Raw genomic sequence first — 19,591 nt, forward strand, 5'->3', positions numbered from 1 at the left:
CGGCGCGCTTTTTTACGAGCTCGTTGTCGGCAACCACGCCCTCATATTTACGGTGGTGTTTGTGGACTTTGGCATCGGCTTCCTCAATCTTGCCAGCAGCTTCATAAGCCCGTTTGGCGTGACGTGCGCCCTCAGTTTTCTCCTTTGCCAGCGTCTTCATCGCATCGGCTTCTTCTTCTGTGAAGTAGCGGGGTTTTTCGATGATGGGGACTGAGCGTTCACTTGCTGCGAACTTCCCAGGATTTAGCGGACTGATTGCGTCGGCACTGGTTGGGGCTAAAACGGTGGAATGGTTAATAGCGTGGCTACCATGAGCTAAACCGCCCGATTTCTCGTCATTTTTAAAGATTTTGTTCATGCGTCCCATTTATTTGGCTCCTATTTGAATGTTGATGCGGACTGGGGGGAATAGATTGAGGGGGTTGATTTGTCGCCACATGGACATAGCCAGCACAAATACCCCCACAGAAGCGAGTGCAAGTGCGATGAGTTGTCCAAAATCAACCCAGTCAAAGAAGGTGGAATTGTGGCGGGTAAAGTTGCAGACGGGGAAAGAGCCGTCATTAGTCCAGTCGAGGGTGTCTACACTGTCTACAGCTTGTAAGTCAAGCGGTTTAGATGTTTTGTCTACACTGTCTACACTTGCAACTTTATTGGTGTCTACACTGTCTACACTTGCTGTCTCAAGAGATTCATCGTCAACTAGGTACAGTTCCAGCAATGCTTCCCATGTAGCAGTTTTGCTAAGTTTCCCGAACTGTTTGGCATCTTCATTGGTGAAACCACGGTCAAAGGCGATCGCTTTGAGTTTGTCAATGCGACGGTGGCTGATGGGGGGTTCAGTCATGGCAAAACCCCGCCAACTCAATCATTAAGAGTTGCGATCGTCCCTTGGGACAATCGGCTGAATGTGGCATTATATTTAGGCTCCAAACGTTGAACAGAACGGTTTAGGGAAGTCGTGACTTGGCTAGCACTGCTAATGCTAATCAGTCGCGCATCAATCTTCCTTAGTTACATACGATCGCAGCTTCCCAGCAAACTGTCAACAGTTCGGTTGTAAAGTTTAGTGTCGCAAAAGTTGCCCAGAGAATCAACATATTAACAGTATCAAAGCGGGCGTAAATGCTCCAAAATTTTGCCGTCTAAATACACAGAATTAATCACTTTCTCAGACGTATCACACCACTTAGCCACCACCGCACTCGGTACACCCTTGCCAACTTGTTCGCTGATAAAAGTATCCCGACAAGAGTAGGGAGTAGTAGTTTTCCGCTGTCCTTCAATCTCGCGAGTTTTCTCAGTAATTGGGTCAACCAACTTATGCCAAGTGCGGATAGTGAAATTGCTGTAATTAATCGCCCCGCCCTTTTTGGGCGAAGGAAAAACCAGACTGTTTTTGTCCGTCAAGTTTTCCGGTTCAAGATTTCTTAAAAACTCGGTTAATTCCTGATTGCAAGGGAACCTACGACGCTTGTTGTTTTTACTACCATCAACCCTAGTCTCTATCCCGCCCGGATGCTGCACACTGCCGTTAAACACAATGTGAGAAAAGTCGGAGGCAATATCGCGCCACCTCAAGCCAACAGCCTCAGAGGGACGACATCCAGTCATGAACCAAAACTGCACCAAAGGGTAATAAAAGCAAAGCTTCTGCCCTCCATAGCCTCTGCCGTTCCAATTCCCCTTGTGGTTTTTGAAAGCTTCTAATACTAACGCCTTTTCTTCTGGACTAAAAGCGTTAGGTTCGGGGTCGCTTTGCCAGTTATGTTTTGGCAAGTCGGCTGCCATTCCGTTAAAAGGGGAAGCGGACAACCTGGTGATAATTTTAAATTTAATCCCCCATTCAACCGCTGCATTCACGTAAGTCACAACTCGCTTAGTCATGCTGTTAGTAGTATCGGCTAGCAGCCACGCGCGTATTTGCAAAGCATCATCTTCGGACAAACTTTGGTAGGGACAGCGGTTAATATAAGCCTGAATACTCGTTACTAAGTAGTGAAAAGTTGTGGGCTTGACAGCAGGTTTTTTGAACTCTAAATATCTCTCAAACAATTTAGTTAGAGTCAGTTCCGGTTTAGGCTTGATTGTCTCAACAACAGTCAAGTGAGTGTGTGACTTGTACTTTTTGAGTGTGGGGTCAAACCGCTCGAACTTGATGTCAGATTCAATCAACTGTGCTTTAGCTTGTGCCAGTTCCCAGTTTTCAGGGGTATCTGCCATCCCTAAAGACAGGTATTTTTGCTCGCCCCCGTACAAATGTCTCGGCAGTTGTAACCGCAGTCTACCCTCACGAGTTGCTACCACCACAGAACCGTAAGAAGCTTTGCTGCCCGATTTGGGAGTTTTAGTCATGTATTTTTACTCAAACCCGATCGACCAATCTTACCAAATTGACTACGGTTTGACTACGGAAACAGCGGACGGCAAAAACATTTTGTGAGAATTCCTTACAGGACAAAGGGTTTGCAGATTCCTTCCTATCGCTTCCCATGCTGAACGTCGCGGGTTCGAGTCCCGCCGTCCGCTTATACTATACAAGCCTCAAACCAACGAGAAATCAACGGTTTGAGGTTTTTAAATGCCAAGCATAGGGCTTAAATATAATGCTTGTGGAGACAATTTGGAGATAAATGCAAAGTCTTTCGCCCTGGAAACGATATTTTTGTATTTCCAAACCACAGGGCTTCATCACCAATTAATGTTTCCAAATATAGTCGGCAATGGGTTTGTCTGCGGACAAAGGAGAGAACGAAGTCTCTGTAGGCAAATTAAATAAGATCGATCGCGCTTTTACCAAACCAACTCCCAAACGCCTTTCTACACGGCTAGGAATCCCATAACCATAAACAAGATGTCCTGTCCCCGCTAACACTACAACTTGATAATCGGGATTCGCTTTGACAAATTCAGCTATTTTTTCAGCCATTGTTTCATCCCACAAAATTTGAGCTTGCAAAAATCTTTCAAAGGCCTTACTATTTCCCTGTTCTGCTTTTTGATGTTGTTGGTAAATCTCTAGTAACATTTTTCGATAGGCGACGTTATCAGTGCGGATTTCTGAGAGTGGTGGAATGTGCTTTTTTTCATCGGGAGTGAGGCTTTCTAAACCTTGGGTGGCAACTTTTCTCGTTACTTCCGTTGGTGTGTTTAATGCCAGAAGTTGCAGTTTATTTTCTTTTGCCAATCGCACAATCGGCGCGTAATATTCCCAGGGAAAACGCCATCTTTGATTGTATTCTGTTTGCTCAATCAATTCCTCTTCTGTGAGTTTACCTGCTACATATTGGTCTAGTACGCTTTGGAAGGGGCGCTGAAACATTTCAAGGGCGATCGCAATTTTCGGGTTTTGTCGCTGCATTTCTCGGATAATAACCAGTTGAGCTTGATGGTCTTCGATGCGATCGTGGGTTTCTCCCAGATAGACGACTCTTGCCTTTACCAACTGTTGCATAATCTCAGAGTTGGTATAAGTCTGCTGTGGCTGAGGGTTGGCTGTCGGTTCCGCCTTGGCTGCACTGCTACACAATAAAACAATACTGAGCGATAGGGCGCACAGTTTGATGAGTTTGGTTGTTTTCATACAAATATTATGCCCTTTTTTTCGATCGCAGGCAGTGCCAGACTCTAGTATTTTAACTTCATACCCACAAGCTCATTATTAATAATCCTTTACCTTCTGCCCTCTTGCTGCTGCCTTTATTTGTAAAGTTTAGTTGCAGGTAGTTGCACTTTTCAAACCAGGTGCTAAATTAACAATATGAAGCAAATAAAAAGCTTCTCTGACAGATGCCACAGCGAAGTTCAAAATTGAATATTAAGGAGTAAAACGCTGTTTAATCTCAAATCTGTCTCATCAAAAGTCAATAGCAGCACCCACCAACAAAGCTGATAATTCCTCAAATAATTAGAGGGAGCAATGCCAAGGAATCTCCGAATTTATGGCAACTCCGTATGGAATTTGAAAAAAGAGGAAATCCCTCGGTACATATGGTTAGGTGCTGTTGTTGTTACAAAAAGAGATTATGTAGCCTTTCTCAGAAAGATGAGGTAAGATCGGTAATTGGTAATGGGTAATTAGTAATACCCTATGCCCCATGACCCATTACCCTGTACCCACCTAACTGATAAAGGCTATAGCATTTTGTACTCCGCTATCCTAATGTCAGATTTTTTTTAACCCCAAGTGCGGGAATGCGATCGATAATCAGGACAGTCGATCGCGTCTTCCGACAAGGCTATTGTAGGGCGAACGGGACACTTGAGGTGGTAGTCGCCAGTAAAAAATACACAATTAGCACAAGGGATTTGGTGCATACGTTGGGCTCGGCGCAGGGAGTCGGTGACAGCACGGCCAATACTTGAAAATAGCACAAACATTAAGCCCCAGGCAGACACAAAACACAGGGGGACTAAAATAGGCTGTATTGTCTTAATCAAAAAGTAAAGCATAGAAATATTGCGAGTGTGGTAGAAACAGAGCACATATAAACCATCTGGATAGTCGAATTGGCGATCGCAGGACCAAAAAGTTTAAAATCATGTAAAGTTCGATCAAGAAACCGGACCATTGTGAGATGATAGAGAACCGTCCTTAAATACAATTAGAGGAAATCAGTTATGTCTCTGCGATTAGGCGATACAGTTCCCAACTTTACCCAAGCATCCTCCGAAGGAGAAATCAATTTCTACGACTGGGCTGGCGATAGCTGGGTTGTGTTGTTTTCCCACCCGAAGGATTATACTCCAGTGTGCACTACAGAACTAGGTGCGGTGGCCCGTCTGAAGTCTGAATTTGACAAGCGCGGTGTCAAAACCATTGCCCTGAGTGTCGATGATGTAGATTCTCACATGGGCTGGATTAAAGATATTGAGGAAACTCAAAAAGTCACCCTCAATTATCCAATTTTAGCAGATGGCGATCGCAAAGTCTCAGACATTTACGATATGATCCATCCTAACTCGTTAAATAACTTAACAATCCGCACTGTTTTTGTAATTGACCCGCAAAAGAAATTGCGTTTGAGCATTACTTACCCAGCGAGTACGGGACGGAATTTCAATGAAATTCTGCGGGTAATTGATTCCTTGCAACTTACGGACAAATACAGCGTTGCTACTCCCGTAGATTGGAAAGACGGCGACGATTGCGTAATTGTACCTTCCATTACCGACCCCCAAGAGTTGGCCGAGAAATTTCCCAAAGGTTACACCCCAGTTAAGCCTTATTTACGGATGACTCCTCAGCCAAATAAATAGGTTAAATTTACCCACAGGTTTGTAGTAGGGACGACCGTCCTTACTACAAACATAAAAATTGCACTATTGTCTTAATAATTGAGATTTGAGGAAAGGCAAAATGCTGTCATCAACAATCGTATTGCGAATACCGCCAAAATTGCAAATGACAGACGACCAGTTTTTCGAGTTCTGTCAAATCAATAGTGAATTACGCATTGAACGAAACAAATCGGGAGAATTGCTAATTATGGCCCCTACGGGTTCGGAGACGGGAAACCGAGAAGGTAATATATTTGGGCCTCTGTGGGTTTGGGCAGAACAAGACGGTACAGGTTTAGCATTTACTTCGAGTACAGGATTTACTCTCTCCACAGGTGCAGAAAAGTCGCCGGATGCTGCTTGGATTAAATTGGAAAGATGGAATGCTTTGTCACCGGAACAAAAGGAAAAGTTTGCTCCTATTTGCCCGGATTTTGTAGTTGAACTCAGGTCTGCTTCGGACAATCTCAAGCCCTTGCAAGAAAAAATGCAAGAATATATGAGAGAACCTGGAGTGCAGGTAGGATGGTTAATCGATCGCAAAAATCGCAGAGTTTACATTTACCGTCCCGGTTTGCCAGAGGAATGTTTGGAAAATCCGGCGACAGTCAGTGGCGATCCCGTTTTACCCGGATTTGTTCTGAATATGAGTAAAGTTTGGTAGGAGTTGAGTCGTGCTGATTCCCAAACCAATTCGTCAGATTTCAGAACTATAATTAGTAATAAAGTTTCAGTTCGAGAAACCTGTGGAATCGAAAAGTTCACAGGAAACCACTTAGGTAAACTCAGCATGGATATCAAAAACGGTTTTGTAGGCACAATAGGCAACACGCCACTAATTAGATTAAACAGCTTCAGCGATGAAACTGGGTGCGAAATTCTCGGCAAAGCAGAGTTTCTCAATCCCGGCGGTTCGGTTAAAGACCGGGCTGCTTTATACATCATTAAAGATGCAGAAGAAAAAGGCTTACTCAAACCAGGAGGAACTGTAGTAGAAGGGACTGCTGGCAATACAGGCATCGGTTTAGCCCACATTTGCAACGCCAGAGGTTACAAGTGTTTAATCGTAATTCCTGACACTCAATCCCAAGAAAAAATAGATGCTTTGAGAACCTTGGGTGCGGAAGTTCGGACTGTTCCGGCTCTCCCCTACAAAGACCCAAATAATTATGTTAAATTGTCGGGAAGATTAGCAGCGGAAATGGAAAATGCCGTGTGGGCGAATCAGTTTGACAATTTAGCAAATCGCCAAGCTCATTACGAGACAACTGGCCCGGAAATCTGGGAACAAACGGAGGGTAAAGTTGATGCTTGGGTGGCTGCAACGGGTACTGGTGGGACTTTTGCTGGGGTAGCGATGTTTTTGAAATCGAAAAATCCTGCGATTAAAACTGTCTTGGCAGATCCGATGGGTAGCGGGCTTTACAGTTATTTTAAAACCGGGGAAATTAAGACTGAAGGTAGTTCGATTACCGAGGGAATTGGCACCAGTCGGGTTACGAGAAATATGGAAAATGCTCCGGTAGATGATGCGATCCAAATTGATGATACTGAAGCCGTTCGGGTGGTTTACCAATTGTTGAGAAAAGAAGGGCTATTTATGGGGGGTTCTGTGGGGATTAATGTGGGGGCTGCTGTGGCTTTGGCGAAGCAAATGGGGCCTGGACATAGGATTGTGACTGTACTGTGCGATGGTGGGGCTCGCTATCAGTCGCGTTTGTTCGATCGACAATGGTTAACTTCCAAAGGTTTGTCACCAAATTAAAAGTAACCAAGGACTCAGGTATTCCTGGGCTTAGGGTCTAGGGTCTAGGGCATAGATGTTTCCTTTTCTGTCTGGGAATTAGTAAATGCGTAGCTCCCTGACAGGAGAATAGTTATATGCTCGCACCTATTCCCATGATAAAAAAATAGCATATATTGAGATTATTGTCAAATAAAAACTATGAAAATTATCGAATCTTCTCGGCGAGTTCTGGTTTGTCAAAACCGCACTTGTCGCAAGCAAGGTGCAGCCAAGGTACTGGCGGCTTTTCAGAGTTTGTCACCCTCAGCAGTGGCGGTGGTTGCTAGTAGTTGTTTGGGACAATGTGGCAGTGGACCGATGGTGTTAGTGATGCCAGAAGAGGTTTGGTACTGCGCTGTTTGTCCTGAAGAAGTAGCCTCAGTTACAGAGCGACATTTGCGGGGAGGAGAGCCGGTGAAGGCGATGCTTTACCGCAAATTTCATGGCTCTGCTAATTAGTCGATCGCCCTTGTTTAAAATTCTTCAGCAAACAATCGGCGGAGAATTTCCGTAACTTCGGCGCAGATTCTAGCATCGAGTTCGATCGCCAAACTATCGGTACTCTTAGAACCATCTAAAGTTTTTACACCCCGCAAAGTCAAAGCTAAAGTTCTGAGTTTGGCTGGCTTTCCACCCGCCTTTGGCCGATCGTCCACAAACCACATCAAAGCCAGGTAAACTGTTTCTATAGTTCCCCTAATCGAGCTGACTCCGTGGCCGAGTTTCGAGATAATTACTGGAGAAGTGATGACGCCATCCATCCCCAAAGTTTTAATTGCTTGATCTCCATATCGAGCCGTGTCATTTCCCATGGCTTTAATAATGCTTTTGAGGCTGTTCCACTGAGCACCTCGCAAGCGCGATCGCTGTTCCAGATTGTAGTGCCATCCTAACATTGAAACTAACTTAGTCAGATCGTAGGCGCATACAAGATTATCTTGTTTAGGGCTATTTTCAGCGGCTGTGAGTACCACTTTTTGTTTGATTTTATCAAAAATTTGGGGATTTTCAATAAACGGATCGTCGCCGTAGTCGCTGCGAAAAATGAGGTCATTATTGCCCGTGGTTTTCTTCAGCCACTGTTCGAGTCCTACACGAGTATCAAAGCGTTTGAACATCGCCGCCAAGGAGTTGGAAGTTGCGATATTTTCCGTATAGCTAATCATGTCGGCGGCTAAATCATCAAAGGGAATATCCTTTTGTTGCCCATCAACATCTCCGATCGTACAGTTACTAATGTCGCAGTCGGGATATTTGATATTTACTTGACAGACGGTATTGATTAGGGGAATAATTTTAGTACCACTCCAAAACTGAGCTTTGGTAAGTGCATTTTTTCCCAGCCACTTCGCCTGGATTTTACCATCCACAAAAGTGCCAATACAAACACAGGCTTGTTTGATGTCTTCGTGGATAAAGTTTAAAGCTTGAGTGTCAATTTGAGGCATGACTCCCAGACTCGGAAAGGGGCTAAATGTGAGCTGGTTATTGGCTGGGGGAATGTAGCTAATGAACTTTACACCGTCTGGTTTTTGCTTGAGGTAATCGGGATAGTTTTTAATTTCTTTGCGGTAAGCAGATTTTTGAATCCCCCAGTCTAAAAATGCTTGTTTGTCTGAGTTAGCTTGGATATCTATTTCGATTTGGAGGAATTTTTTGAAAATGAGCGATCGATCTTTCGCAATTTCGATGGGAGTTGGGTTCATAATAGTAGTTGGGTAGTCCGTCGGGAATTTGAAAGATTAAGCTTTTTTACCACGTACTTGAATACGTTTATCAGTTTTTTGTTTCTTAGCCCAAGAGATAAATCTCTGGAGTTGAGGGTCGTTTTTGAGCTTTTCCAGGGAGTTGAGCTCTTCGGCTAGGTGTTTGTTGTCAAATAGGGAGTGAATCTGGCGGTGACAAGCAGAACAAATGTCGATTGTCGGGCTGGGATCTGCGTTTTTTCGCTTGGTGTTTTGTTTGGGTATCAGGTGATGGGCGGTTAATGCTTCCATTTCGCGATCGCACAATTCGCACTTCATAGTTTTTTCTACGTTGTTTAATAGTATAAACTACATCAAACCGATGACTAATCACTCACAACTAAGCTTTTTTTTCAAATACCATTAAATGCTGCTGAGGTAACATTTCCTTAGTTTGTTTCCAAACTAAACCCACCGCTGCCATTTCTTTTTTTACTTGTTTTTGCGTCATTTTGTGCAAACCTTTAATCGGCAGTAAGGGGTTTTCGCCTCGATACTCGATGGATACTGTCCGTCCTCCAGGTTTCACCGCCTTGACAATGCCTTGCATCATCTCTCTCGGATATTCAAATTCGTGATAAGCATCCACCATGACAACTAAATCTACACTGTTTTCTGGTAAATTCGGGTCAGTGATACTACCCAAAACTGGCTCAACATTAGAGATATTTTTCTCAATCTTATTCAATTCTACAAATTTTAGCATTTGCGGCTGCACATCCACGGCAAAAACTTTTCCTTGTGGAACCAAGGGTGCAATCCGAAAGCTGAAATATCCGGTTCCCGCGCCAATATCTGCCACAATATCTGTTGGTTTTAAATCGAGATTATTCACTAATCTGCCTGATTTTTCTTCCATGCCGCGAGAAGGTCTTTCCAGCCACCCAGCCCCTTCATATCCCATGACTTTAGCGATTTCTCGACCCATATAAAATTTACCTATTCCATCGGGATTGTGGATGGTGCGCTGCTGATAAATCTCGTTGTCTTTGGCAATTTCCCCTGCGATTGCTACACCAACATTGAGTTGTAATAGACAAAATATTGCCAAGAAAATTGCTGATATTGAATTAATAAATCTTTTGGTGTTTTTCACAATAATCCTGAGCTTATGTTTGTATGATTGTCTCGTTTCCAGGCTCTTCCTGGGAAAGCCGATGCTTTGGGAGCATCCCGATTTTGCATAGGCGAAGCATTGCGGCAGACAATTTATTAGTGATAACCAGAGATTTACAGCCGCAATGCGAGAACCCCTACGAATATATTTGCAAAACAGAGATGTTCCCGATGCTTTGGCTCTGCCTCGCCAATATCGAGCACTAATTCCAGATTTAATTAACAGCCGACTCTAACAATCTAATTGTACCATAACGTGCATCAATTTCAACTTCTTGACCGATGGGTAAAGTGAACTTATCTCGAATATGACCGATCGCCGAACCGTACCAGGCAGGAATTTTCAAGGGGCGGATATGATCCGACAAAACTTGAGTTAAGGTTAGAGATTCCTTCGGTGTTTCGGGGTCACACTTGGTACATTGTCCGAAAATAAAACCGGATATTTGATCCAGAATGCCAGCTAACTTGAGTTGAGTCAACATTCGATCGATGCGATAAACTTCTTCGCCAACTTCCTCAACAAACAAAATATTGTTTTGCCAATCTGGCAGATACCCGGAGCCAATCATAGTTGAGATCACTGAGAGATTCCCTCCGATCAGCTTTCCCCTAGCTTTCCCTTCTCTAATAGTTTTTATATCCATTTTTTGAGGATTTTGGCAAGTTACAGCAGCACCCTCAAACAAAACTTTTTTGAGATAATCTACTGTAAAAGAACTCCAGCTAGATACACCCAAAGGTCCGTGAAATGTAACGAGATTAGTTTTAGTATGAATAGCTAATAATAGCGATGTCACATCACTGAAGCCGATAATTATTTTCGGATTTTTACGAATTATGTTATAATTGAGAAGTGGCAAGATGCGACCGCATCCCCAGCCGCCCATACCAGTGAAAATAGCTTGAACTGAGGAGTCGGCAAAGGCGTTATTGACATCGGCGGCGCGGTCGGCATCTTTACCAGCTAAATAGCCGTAGCGCTCGTAAAAATGTTCTCCCAATTTAATTTTTAAACCCAAGAGTTCGGTCGCTTTTAAAAAAGGTTTAACTTCCTTTTCGTAGGCGAAGGCGGCGGGATTGATTAAAGCTACAGTATCACCTAATCGCAGGCGGCGTGGTAAGATAGGAGTTGGGGATTTGGGTAAGATATTGGATTGGGCGATCGGTAATAATTGAGTACCAATAGCAGTTAGTCCAAAAGTTCGGAGCAGATAGCGACGGGGTATAACCATAGTGATTAAATGATTGACTTTATGATTGTATAATGAAATGTATGTTATACCAATTTAATGGGTCGTTGCACATATCTCGATCCCCCTCGCATCCCCCTTAAGAAGGGGGACTTCGATCGGAATCTTGTCCCCCCCGAATGTAGGGGGGTGCCAAGACTGCCCGCCCTCGGCTAGGGGGAATCGAGATATGTGCAGCCGCATAAAAAATTGATATTAGCTTAGTTTAATTTTGTGATTCTTCCATGAAAACAGACAGTAAAATATCAGCTAAAAAATCTTGGGCGAAACCTTTCGCCAGTCCCGCTACCGAGTTTCCGCTGACTAAACTATCAGTTAAAAGTGGCAAAATTCCCCTCGGATTTCGCGGGAGTCTCTACCGCAACGGGCCTGCTCGTTTGGAACGCGGAGGTGTTTCTGTGGGACATTGGTTTGATGGGGATGGTGCAATTTTGGCCGTACATTTTACTGATGGCGGTGCTAGTGCTGTTTATCGCTACGTGCAAACAGGGGGATATCTAGCTGAGGAAAAAGCTGATAAATTTCTCTACAGTAATTACGGCATGACAGCACCGGGCCCTGTGTGGTTGCGGTGGACTAAAACAGTTAAAAATGCTGCCAATACTTCTGTTTTAGCTTTGCCCGATCGCCTTTTGGCATTGTGGGAAGGTGGCCCGCCTCACCGCCTTGATTTGCAAACTCTGGAAACTTTGGGAATGGACGATTTAGGCAGTTTAGATAGTAACTTTGTGTATTCCGCTCACTGCAAGCGCGACCCGATTACTGGGAATATTTTCAACTTTGGAATTGCCAATGGTGCGACTACAAAGTTAAATCTGTATAAAAGCGATTTTACTGGCAAAGTCGTACAAAAATCAACTGTTACCTTAGATGGAATTTATGCGCTCCACGATTATGTTTTTGCGGGAAAGTATTTGATATTTTTTGTACCGCCGGTGCAAGTCAATTTTTTGCCATTGTTAGCGGGAATTAGCAGTTATAGCGAGTCCTTTAAGTGGAAACCGGAATTAGGAACGCAGATATTAGTTTTTGACTCGGAAACTCTATCTTTAGTTAGTCGCGGCGAAACCGAGGCTTGGTTTCAGTGGCATTTTGCTAACGGTTTTGTCAAGGAAGATGGTGAGGTGGCAGTTGATTTTGTCCGCTTTGCTGATTTTACAACTAATCAGCGACTGAAAGAAGTAGCGACTGGTGAAACTCACACCGATGCAGAGGGTACTCTTTGCCGAGTGCATCTCAATCCTCTAACGGCGAAAGTGACAGGAATAGAAGAATTGTTGGATAAACCTTGCGAGTTTCCCATCGTACCCGCGGCCGAAGTAGGGCAAGACTCCCGCTATATTTATGTGGCAATGTATCGACCTCAAGTAGATATTGTAGCGGAACGTTATGGTGCGATCGCCCGTTTCGATACCCATAACCGCAATCTCACAATTGCCGACTGTGGCGAAAATCGCTATCCCGCAGAACCCATCTACGTTCCAGATATTTCGTCCGAGAAAGGTTGGATAGTAACAGTTGTTTACGACGGCAATTCTGATAAAAGCGAAGTCTGGATCTTTGACAGCGACGGGCTCGATCGCGCTCCTATTTGTCAGCTAGAATTGCCTAGTGTCATACCTTTAGGGTTTCATGGTACTTGGAAAAATGCTGTATGAGCAGATTGTAAAGAAGTATTGCGGAACATTTATTAAAAATTGTTGCCGCTTTAGCTTCTAGTTGTTAAGGTGTGTGTAGAGAGGTAATTCTCGTATATAGGAGGCGTGAAATTTATGCTCTATATTGCTCAAAAATCCTCTGTTTTTTCCCGGCGAATAGAATTACCGGCTACACAGGAAAACACCGCCAATCCAGGCGAATATCCGATAAATTCCCGGTTAATTCCCGGCGAATTCCCGATGAATTCCCGATGAATTCCCGATGAATTCCCGGCGAATATCCGATGAATTCCCGGCGAATATCCGATGAATTCCCGATGAATTTTCGGCAAATTCCCGATGAATTCCCGATGAATTTTCGGCAAATTCCCGATGAATTCCCGGCGAATATCCGATGAATTCCCGGCGAATAAAATTCGCGGCTACACACACAAAGTCCGCCTGCGCGGACTCAAGATAGAGGCAAATTCAGCCAAAGTTGGTATAATTGTTCACCGGGTTTTCCCACCTCAAGTTTGTCTGCTTGAATGAGGTTTACTTATCAGATTCCTGACAAATTTCTGGCACATCAAAGTTTAGTTCAACTCACGGGTACGTTGTCGATTCAAAAGTTTTGAGTTAACTCCACAAAATTCACAACTCACAACTTATAACTCCGTACTCGGTGAGCACTTCAAATCCAGAGGGTTAAATCTATGCAGCTTCAAGGAAAAACAGCTCTTGTGACAGGGGCTTCTCGCGGAATTGGGCGATCCATCGCCCTGGAATTAGCCAGACAAGGCATCAAACGTTTGTTGATTGTGGCGCGCAATCGCCAGCAATTAGTTGAATTAGCGACTGAAATCGAAGTTTTTGGTGTAGAAGCAGTGCCATTAGCTTTAGATTTAACTAAGTCGGTAGCAGTGAATATTGCGATCGCCCAAGCGTGGCGAGATTGCGGCCCAATTCACCTCCTAGTCAACTGTGCAGGTGTCGCGCACCAAGCATCATTCTTACGTTCCCCAGTCCCATTGATCGAGGAAGAAATCGCCTTAAATTTACTGGGAACTTACACAGTTACGCGCTTAATAGCCAGGAGAATGGCGGCCCAAAGAGACGGAACAATTGTCAATGTTTCGAGCTTGATGGGCAAAATTGCGGCTCCCACAATGGCAACTTATTCTGCTACTAAATTTGCCATTTTGGGCTTCACCCAAGCTTTACGCAGCGAGTTGACAGCGTACAATGTTCGAGTCACAGCTTTGCTACCCTCGCTAACAGATACCGACATGGTGCGAGACTTGGAGCAATTTCGGTGGGTGGTGCCGACAACTCCCGAAAAAGTTGCCCTAGCGCTGGTGGCGGGATTGCACAAAGATGCGCCGGAAATCTTGGTAGGATATCAAAGTCATTTAGCAGTTTGGTGTCACCGAATTGCGCCTTGGCTGCTGGATTTTGTGTTGCGGATGGCGACTCCCCAACTTTCGGATAAAGCGCGGAGCGATCGCAAATTGCGAGAGGTTTTAGCTAGCGGGCGATAACCTTTACATAATACCCAGAACCCCGACTTATTTAAGAAGTCGGGGTTCTCAAATAAGAGTGTTAGCCTAATTTGGTATCAGATCGTGTCCGGTCGATCGACAATGATATAAAGGCCGGGGCGGGTTTAGTATATTATTAGTTTTAGGCAATTATTGTTGGTAAAACCCGCCCCTACAGGAATTTTATAGCAACCGCCAAGGTGGTTAAGGCATAACTTTGGGGTAAGGGCGAAGCATTCGGGCAGATAATTTATGGGTTTTACTCAAGGATTTTGGGCCCGAATGCGAGAGCCCCTACTGCCTTAATCGCCTTGGCGGTTGCTATCACTGGTTCCCAGGCAGAGCCTGGAAACCCATGTTTAGAAGAATTTCATGAACAACCATCAGGAAAACTTTGTTTACCCCTGAATCTACCCAGACCATATAAAGGCTTCACGCTGGACGAACATCTCCACGTAGCTAAGATTATGTGTTGTCAGATTAGGCAGTCAGCAATCACAACCATCCTGATCTGGAATGCTTATGGAAGCAATTCTAAGGCAACCAAGGCAGCTTACAAATGGTGGAAAGCGGCAACTGCCCTAGTTTCGGAACTTAATGAAGTCTCAGGTGAGATTGGTATATATGCCACAACGTATCCTAGTGACGAAGCCCATCGATTTGAGGTAGAAATTGCTGCCGATCAGAGCTTTGCTGAACCGCTGAGAATGCCATTGCAAAAATCTATTCTTCAAAAGGCTGTGGTGGCTAATGCCGGAAACGTCACTAACCATACGTACAACCTGGATCTCGGATTAGATTGGCTAAAAGTCAACATCACTTATCCCTAATTACCAATTTCCGAATCCCCCCAATATTTAGTTACCCTTAACCGGATGTTGACCGTAAAAAGGCAAAGCATCCGACCAATCTGGACGACTACCCATTTGCCACTCCAAATAAGCCAATTCTAATACACTAGAAACAGACGCACCCAACCCGCTAGTCGCTTCAATCAACTGATAAGAATTACCCCAACCATCCAACTTTTCCTGCCAAGATTCAGGAGTCATCACCGTATCAGGAAACAACTCATTCAAACCCGAATCTTGATTAACTGAATAAACAGCCCCAAATAATTGACCGCGCTGTGCAGGCATTTGCACCGCGACATCATCTCTCAAAAGCCCCCCTGAGTGTAGGGGCGGTGGATGGTGCGTGCCCGCCCTGGGTTGGGGGGGTTCCAATTCCAAAAGCCTCCCTGAGTGTAGGGGCGGTTCCAATTCCAAAAGCCCCCCCTTAATAAGGGGGGGTTGGGGGGGTTGTGCCCAAGCAAAAGCCGCCAAAGTTGAAATAGTAAAAATCGGAATATCCAACTGTTGAGCCAAAGTCCGCGCCGTCACCATACCAATGCGAGTCCCCGTGAAACCTCCAGGCCCCTTAGCAACTGCAATAAAAGCCAAATCCGCCCAAGTTTGTGGCTGAATAAACTCAACTAAATACTGGTGCAAATGAGTTGCTAAATCCCGATCCAAATTCCAAGTTGCACAGCGAGATTCACCGGCAAAATTGCTGATGGCGAAACCAAGTTCGCGACTGGCTGTGTGCAAGGCTAAGCCGTATTTTTTAACTGATGTTGCGGATTTGGGATGGCTATTCATTATTTATTGATAATTTTCCTTAATAAAAAACAGAGGAGAAGCTACAACTAAGCAAGCCAAAAGAAAGCCAAATATTCCCGTATTTAAAATCCTGGAATTTCCCATGCTTCCGGCCATCAGAAACAACAATACTAAAGTTGCAAATAAATTGTTATTCGCAAATTCTTTATTTTGGGAAACTTGATACTTGACGAACATAAAAGCCACTGAAATTATCAGGGCAAACATAGCATTAAAAATCACTATTTGAGAGCCAAAGATAAACCAAACTAAGCTAAACATCAGTAAGTCTATCCAAAACTCTTTTGTTTGCAACTTTGGCAACCAAAAATCTTGGGTAGCAAGGGGCGCGATTCGTTTAGCTAATTTATTATGGTGCAGCCGAATGATTTTATTTCTTAACTTAATCTTTGGGTCAATTTGCAATACTTGCTGCCACTCTGGCGCGCGGGAATTGTTAACTCTGCCCAACAACTTCACGGCTGCAATTTTATTTAACTGCAAATCGGTGAGTCTGGTGGTAATTATTTGAGCTAAGTGCGGATAATAAACGGGATTGTCTGGAGTTCTGTTGATGACGATATTCAGCTTGTGCTTGGCTTGGTTAACTTGAATTATGACATTATATGGGGCGATCGCCTCTTGCAAAGCTTGTTGAATTGCGGCGTGCTCTTGGGGACTGAACAGGGACACACCGGGCGCAGGTGTCAGCACCCGTTCTGCGGGTTCCTCCGGCGCGTCTAAAACAGGCGAAGCCTCTAAATATACCGGTTTGGGGTTTAATTGCCGGATGACGGCTGATACTGAACTATAGCGCCGATTGGTGGCACTTTGGAGCATGGTGTCGAGGATGCGGCCGAAATCGTCGCTAACAGCGGTTTTCAAATAATTTCGCCACGCCCAAGCATCCTCGGTGGTGTCGAACAAATCGAAGGGGGGAATTTGAGTCAGCAAATGAATGCAGGTGACACCCAAACTATAGATATCGCTGGCAAAAACTGCCTTACCCATCAGTTGTTCTGGGGCCGTATAAGCAGCACTGCCGATAATTGTACCAGTTGGCTGCAACCCCGGTGCTGTTACTTTTTTAGCGGCACCAAAATCAACGAGAACAATATCTTTTTGAAACGGAGATGGTTGAAAGGAATTTTCTAGTGGTGGTAAAGGGGTTGGGGAGAGTCGGCGACGAATAATATTTTCGGGTTTGATGTCACGGTGAATGACTTTTGATTTGTGGACAAAGTGGAGCACTGGTAATAAATCATTGAGGATTTGTCGAATTTGATTTTCGGTGAATGCTCCTTTTTGTTCTAGTTCTTGAGCTAGGTTTTTGCCGTCTATAAATTCTTGTACTAAATATTGTCTGCCGTTTTGTTCAAAATGTGCTAATAATTCGGGAATTTGCGGGTGTTTGCCTAATATTTGTAGTTGGGCTGCTTCTTGGTGAAATAGTCGATCGGCTTTTTCAGCGGGGTTTTTTTGGGGTAAGGATTGCTTGATGACGCACTGGGGAAAAATCTGGGGTTTGGTTTCATCTACTGCTAGGAATGTTCGACCAAAACCGCCTTGTCCGATCGGCTTTATGGTACGGTAGCGAGATGCTGGGGAGGCTTTTGGGTCTGGAGTTAACAATAATTGTGAGCCGCAACTTTCGCACAATTCTGCATCACCGAGGTTTTGCGGATGCTGACAAGTTGGGTTTAAGCAATAGCTCATTTGATTTTATATTTTATATTTTAGATTATTGATTGGTAATTGGGAATGGGGAATTGGGAATGGGGAATTGGGGAATTGGGAATTGGTTATTGGCAGCTCCAAGCGACGAAAAAATAACCAATTACCAATGACTAATGACTAATGACTACTGACTACTGACTACTGACTAATGACTACTGACTAATGACTACTGACTACTGACTACTGACTAATGACTACTGACTACTGACTACTGACTTAAGTCGGTACAAGTTCGCCCGGCCGCAATTTGGCCCATTTTCCGATTTCTTGCTTGAAACTTTCACAGCCGACTACATCCCATTCCATTTCTACTTCTTCTTGGCGGGGGCGGATGTTGACGTTGATTGTGGGTTCTACGGGGTCGAAATCGGGGGTTTCGGTGAGGTGAGGCTGTTCGTGCTGTCCTTCTACGGCGTGGTAGGTGAAGCAGCGGTCTACATAATGGCAGTTAACACAAATACACATCTTTGATATCCTCTGTGCATTTCAAAAAAATTGGTGAATTTCGAGCTTTCTGTTAATCTAGCGTAACCAGAGTTTTATGGTTGTAAGTTTATTTATTTTTGTTGCGATGTCGAATAGTTTGCCACCTACATTATCTCCTGATTCTTGGCCGTTTGATTTGGAACTGCTGACGCCACCTGCTTATTTGGTGGGGGGTGCGGTGCGGGATGCGTTACTGGGGAGGCGATCGCCTTATTTTGATTTAGATTTTGTTATGCTAACACGGGCAGTGAAGACTGCTCGAAAAATTGCCGATCGCACCAAAGCAGGGTTTGTTTTGTTGGATGCGGAACGCCAAATTGCACGGGTGGTGTTTGCGGGCGGTACGGTGGATTTGGCGCAGGCGGAAGGGGGGAGTCTGGAGGGGGATTTGTGGCGTCGGGATTTTCGGATTAATGCGATCGCCTGCAATCCTTTTACCGGAGAAATCATCGATCCTGTGGATGGTCAAACTGATTTGTGGCTGGGTTTGGTGCGGATGATTTCCCGCGCCAATTTGGAAGATGATCCGCTGAGGTTATTAAGAGCTTACCGTCAAGCGGCGCAGTTGGGTTTTGCGATCGAAGCGGAAACTCAATCGGCGATTCGCGAATTAGCACCGTTGTTGAGTCGGGTAGCGGTGGAACGGGTGCGGACAGAATTGGGTTATTTGTTAAGCAATCCTAACGGCGTACCTTGGATTTGTCGCGGTTGGGAAGATGGTTTGTTTTCGATTTGGTTTGAAAGTGCGATCGACCGTTTTGATACTTTAACCAAAATTGACCAATCTGCTGACCAATTAGCGGCAATTTACCCGGAATTAGCAAAGGAATTCGGGCGCCAGATTCGAGATACGATTAAAACGCCGTTGTTGGCTGTGGCTAAGTTGGCTATTTTGGCAGATTCTGACCCGACAATGGCTGAAACTGAGTTGCTACGGTTAAAGTATAGCAATGCTGAGATTAAAAGTGCGATCGAGCTTGTGAAATATTTGCCAAAATTGCAAGCACAACCTATCTCTAAGATGTCTTTGCGAGAACAGTATTTCTTATTTCGAGATGTGGGAATAGTATTTCCAGTTTTAGCAGTGTTGGCTGTAGCTGTGGGAGTTTCCATGGATGAGATTTCACTATTAATTAATCGCTATCTTGATGCGGGCGATATAGTTGCACATCCGACACAATTAGTTAGCGGCAATGATTTAATGGAACATTTAAATATGCCCAGAAGTCCGCAAATTGGTCAATTATTAATGGAAATTCAATTGGCGCGGGTAGAGGGGAGAATTTCTACTCGCGAAGCAGCGCTAAAATTGGCAGCAGATTTGATTGATGTTCATTGATTTTACAACTCTTGCCCCAGTTAACCTGAAC

The 19,591-nt window shown here is 44.4% G+C and carries 20 protein-coding genes and 1 pseudogene; 8 read left to right on the plus strand and 13 right to left on the minus strand.

Features of this window, described 5'->3' with window-relative positions:
• The 5 genes and pseudogenes from AAFP11_RS01365 to AAFP11_RS01385 all read right to left on the minus strand — a co-directional run.
• Positions 1-358: pseudogene (locus AAFP11_RS01365) on the minus strand (hypothetical protein); the annotation flags it as partial.
• A gap of 9 nt (positions 359-367) precedes the next feature.
• Positions 368-847 (minus strand): hypothetical protein, encoded by a 480-nt coding sequence (locus AAFP11_RS01370; RefSeq protein WP_341735398.1) that lies wholly within the window; start codon positions 845-847, stop codon positions 368-370.
• Positions 848-1,110: 263 nt separating this feature from the next.
• On the minus strand, positions 1,111-2,355 hold the full coding sequence (locus AAFP11_RS01375) for a tyrosine-type recombinase/integrase (RefSeq protein ID WP_341735399.1): 1,245 nt from the start codon (positions 2,353-2,355) through the stop codon (positions 1,111-1,113).
• A gap of 343 nt (positions 2,356-2,698) precedes the next feature.
• Positions 2,699-3,583 (minus strand): ChaN family lipoprotein, encoded by an 885-nt coding sequence (locus tag AAFP11_RS01380; protein ID WP_341735400.1) that lies wholly within the window; start codon positions 3,581-3,583, stop codon positions 2,699-2,701.
• A 593-nt stretch (positions 3,584-4,176) separates the two neighbouring features.
• Positions 4,177-4,452, minus strand: a complete 276-nt coding sequence (locus AAFP11_RS01385; RefSeq protein WP_341735401.1) for a hypothetical protein — start codon at positions 4,450-4,452, stop codon at positions 4,177-4,179.
• Positions 4,453-4,620: 168 nt separating this feature from the next.
• On the opposite strand from AAFP11_RS01385, the gene AAFP11_RS01390 reads away from it, so the two are divergent.
• From AAFP11_RS01390 to AAFP11_RS01405, 4 genes are all read left to right on the plus strand, one after another.
• On the plus strand, positions 4,621-5,259 hold the full coding sequence (locus AAFP11_RS01390; protein ID WP_340524493.1) for a peroxiredoxin: 639 nt from the start codon (positions 4,621-4,623) through the stop codon (positions 5,257-5,259).
• A 100-nt stretch (positions 5,260-5,359) separates the two neighbouring features.
• Positions 5,360-5,944 carry a Uma2 family endonuclease gene (locus tag AAFP11_RS01395; protein ID WP_341735402.1) on the plus strand — a complete coding sequence of 195 codons (585 nt, stop codon included), beginning with the start codon at positions 5,360-5,362 and terminating at the stop codon, positions 5,942-5,944.
• 126 nt (positions 5,945-6,070) lie between these two features.
• Positions 6,071-7,045: a cysteine synthase A gene (locus AAFP11_RS01400; protein WP_341735403.1), complete on the plus strand. Its 975-nt coding sequence runs from the start codon at positions 6,071-6,073 to the stop codon at positions 7,043-7,045.
• Positions 7,046-7,225: 180 nt separating this feature from the next.
• Complete coding sequence (locus AAFP11_RS01405; protein WP_341735404.1) at positions 7,226-7,525, plus strand: (2Fe-2S) ferredoxin domain-containing protein; 300 nt, start codon at positions 7,226-7,228, stop codon at positions 7,523-7,525.
• A gap of 14 nt (positions 7,526-7,539) precedes the next feature.
• Here the strand turns inward: AAFP11_RS01405 and AAFP11_RS01410 are convergent, their stop codons facing one another.
• From AAFP11_RS01410 to AAFP11_RS01425, 4 genes are all read right to left on the minus strand, one after another.
• A complete protein-coding gene (locus tag AAFP11_RS01410) occupies positions 7,540-8,772 on the minus strand; it encodes a hypothetical protein (RefSeq protein WP_341735405.1) in 1,233 nt (410 codons plus the stop codon).
• Positions 8,773-8,808: 36 nt separating this feature from the next.
• The gene (locus tag AAFP11_RS01415) at positions 8,809-9,090 is read right to left on the minus strand and encodes an HNH endonuclease (RefSeq protein WP_341735406.1); all 282 of its coding nucleotides are present in this window, start codon (positions 9,088-9,090) and stop codon (positions 8,809-8,811) included.
• Between the two features lie 61 nt (positions 9,091-9,151).
• Entirely contained in the window at positions 9,152-9,910 is a 759-nt protein-coding gene (locus AAFP11_RS01420) for a class I SAM-dependent methyltransferase (RefSeq protein WP_341735586.1), read from the minus strand.
• A gap of 232 nt (positions 9,911-10,142) precedes the next feature.
• Positions 10,143-11,162, minus strand: a complete 1,020-nt coding sequence (locus AAFP11_RS01425) for an LD-carboxypeptidase (RefSeq protein ID WP_341735407.1) — start codon at positions 11,160-11,162, stop codon at positions 10,143-10,145.
• A 242-nt stretch (positions 11,163-11,404) separates the two neighbouring features.
• On the opposite strand from AAFP11_RS01425, the gene AAFP11_RS01430 reads away from it, so the two are divergent.
• Positions 11,405-12,838 carry a carotenoid oxygenase family protein gene (locus AAFP11_RS01430; RefSeq protein ID WP_341735408.1) on the plus strand — a complete coding sequence of 478 codons (1,434 nt, stop codon included), beginning with the start codon at positions 11,405-11,407 and terminating at the stop codon, positions 12,836-12,838.
• 219 nt (positions 12,839-13,057) lie between these two features.
• Here the strand turns inward: AAFP11_RS01430 and AAFP11_RS01435 are convergent, their stop codons facing one another.
• Positions 13,058-13,270, minus strand: a complete 213-nt coding sequence (locus AAFP11_RS01435) for a hypothetical protein (protein ID WP_341735409.1) — start codon at positions 13,268-13,270, stop codon at positions 13,058-13,060.
• Between the two features lie 263 nt (positions 13,271-13,533).
• Between AAFP11_RS01435 and AAFP11_RS01440 the strand changes: the two genes are divergently transcribed.
• Both AAFP11_RS01440 and AAFP11_RS01445 read left to right on the plus strand, forming a co-directional pair.
• Positions 13,534-14,358, plus strand: coding sequence for an SDR family NAD(P)-dependent oxidoreductase (locus AAFP11_RS01440; RefSeq protein ID WP_341735410.1), 825 nt, complete (start codon positions 13,534-13,536; stop codon positions 14,356-14,358).
• A gap of 272 nt (positions 14,359-14,630) precedes the next feature.
• Positions 14,631-15,188, plus strand: a complete 558-nt coding sequence (locus AAFP11_RS01445) for a hypothetical protein (protein ID WP_341735411.1) — start codon at positions 14,631-14,633, stop codon at positions 15,186-15,188.
• Between the two features lie 27 nt (positions 15,189-15,215).
• Here the strand turns inward: AAFP11_RS01445 and tsaB are convergent, their stop codons facing one another.
• The 3 genes from tsaB to AAFP11_RS01460 form a co-directional block, all read right to left on the minus strand.
• Entirely contained in the window at positions 15,216-15,998 is a 783-nt protein-coding gene (gene tsaB, locus AAFP11_RS01450) for a tRNA (adenosine(37)-N6)-threonylcarbamoyltransferase complex dimerization subunit type 1 TsaB (RefSeq protein WP_341735412.1), read from the minus strand.
• A 3-nt stretch (positions 15,999-16,001) separates the two neighbouring features.
• Positions 16,002-17,714: a serine/threonine-protein kinase gene (locus AAFP11_RS01455; protein WP_341735413.1), complete on the minus strand. Its 1,713-nt coding sequence runs from the start codon at positions 17,712-17,714 to the stop codon at positions 16,002-16,004.
• A 237-nt stretch (positions 17,715-17,951) separates the two neighbouring features.
• Positions 17,952-18,200, minus strand: a complete 249-nt coding sequence (locus AAFP11_RS01460; RefSeq protein ID WP_341735414.1) for a Ycf34 family protein — start codon at positions 18,198-18,200, stop codon at positions 17,952-17,954.
• 106 nt (positions 18,201-18,306) lie between these two features.
• Between AAFP11_RS01460 and AAFP11_RS01465 the strand changes: the two genes are divergently transcribed.
• A complete protein-coding gene (locus AAFP11_RS01465; RefSeq protein WP_341735587.1) occupies positions 18,307-19,560 on the plus strand; it encodes a CCA tRNA nucleotidyltransferase in 1,254 nt (417 codons plus the stop codon).
• Positions 19,561-19,591: the final 31 nt, after the last annotated feature.

This window comes from Microcoleus sp. CAWBG640 (assembly GCF_020883015.1).
GTDB lineage: Bacteria > Cyanobacteriota > Cyanobacteriia > Cyanobacteriales > Microcoleaceae > Microcoleus > Microcoleus anatoxicus.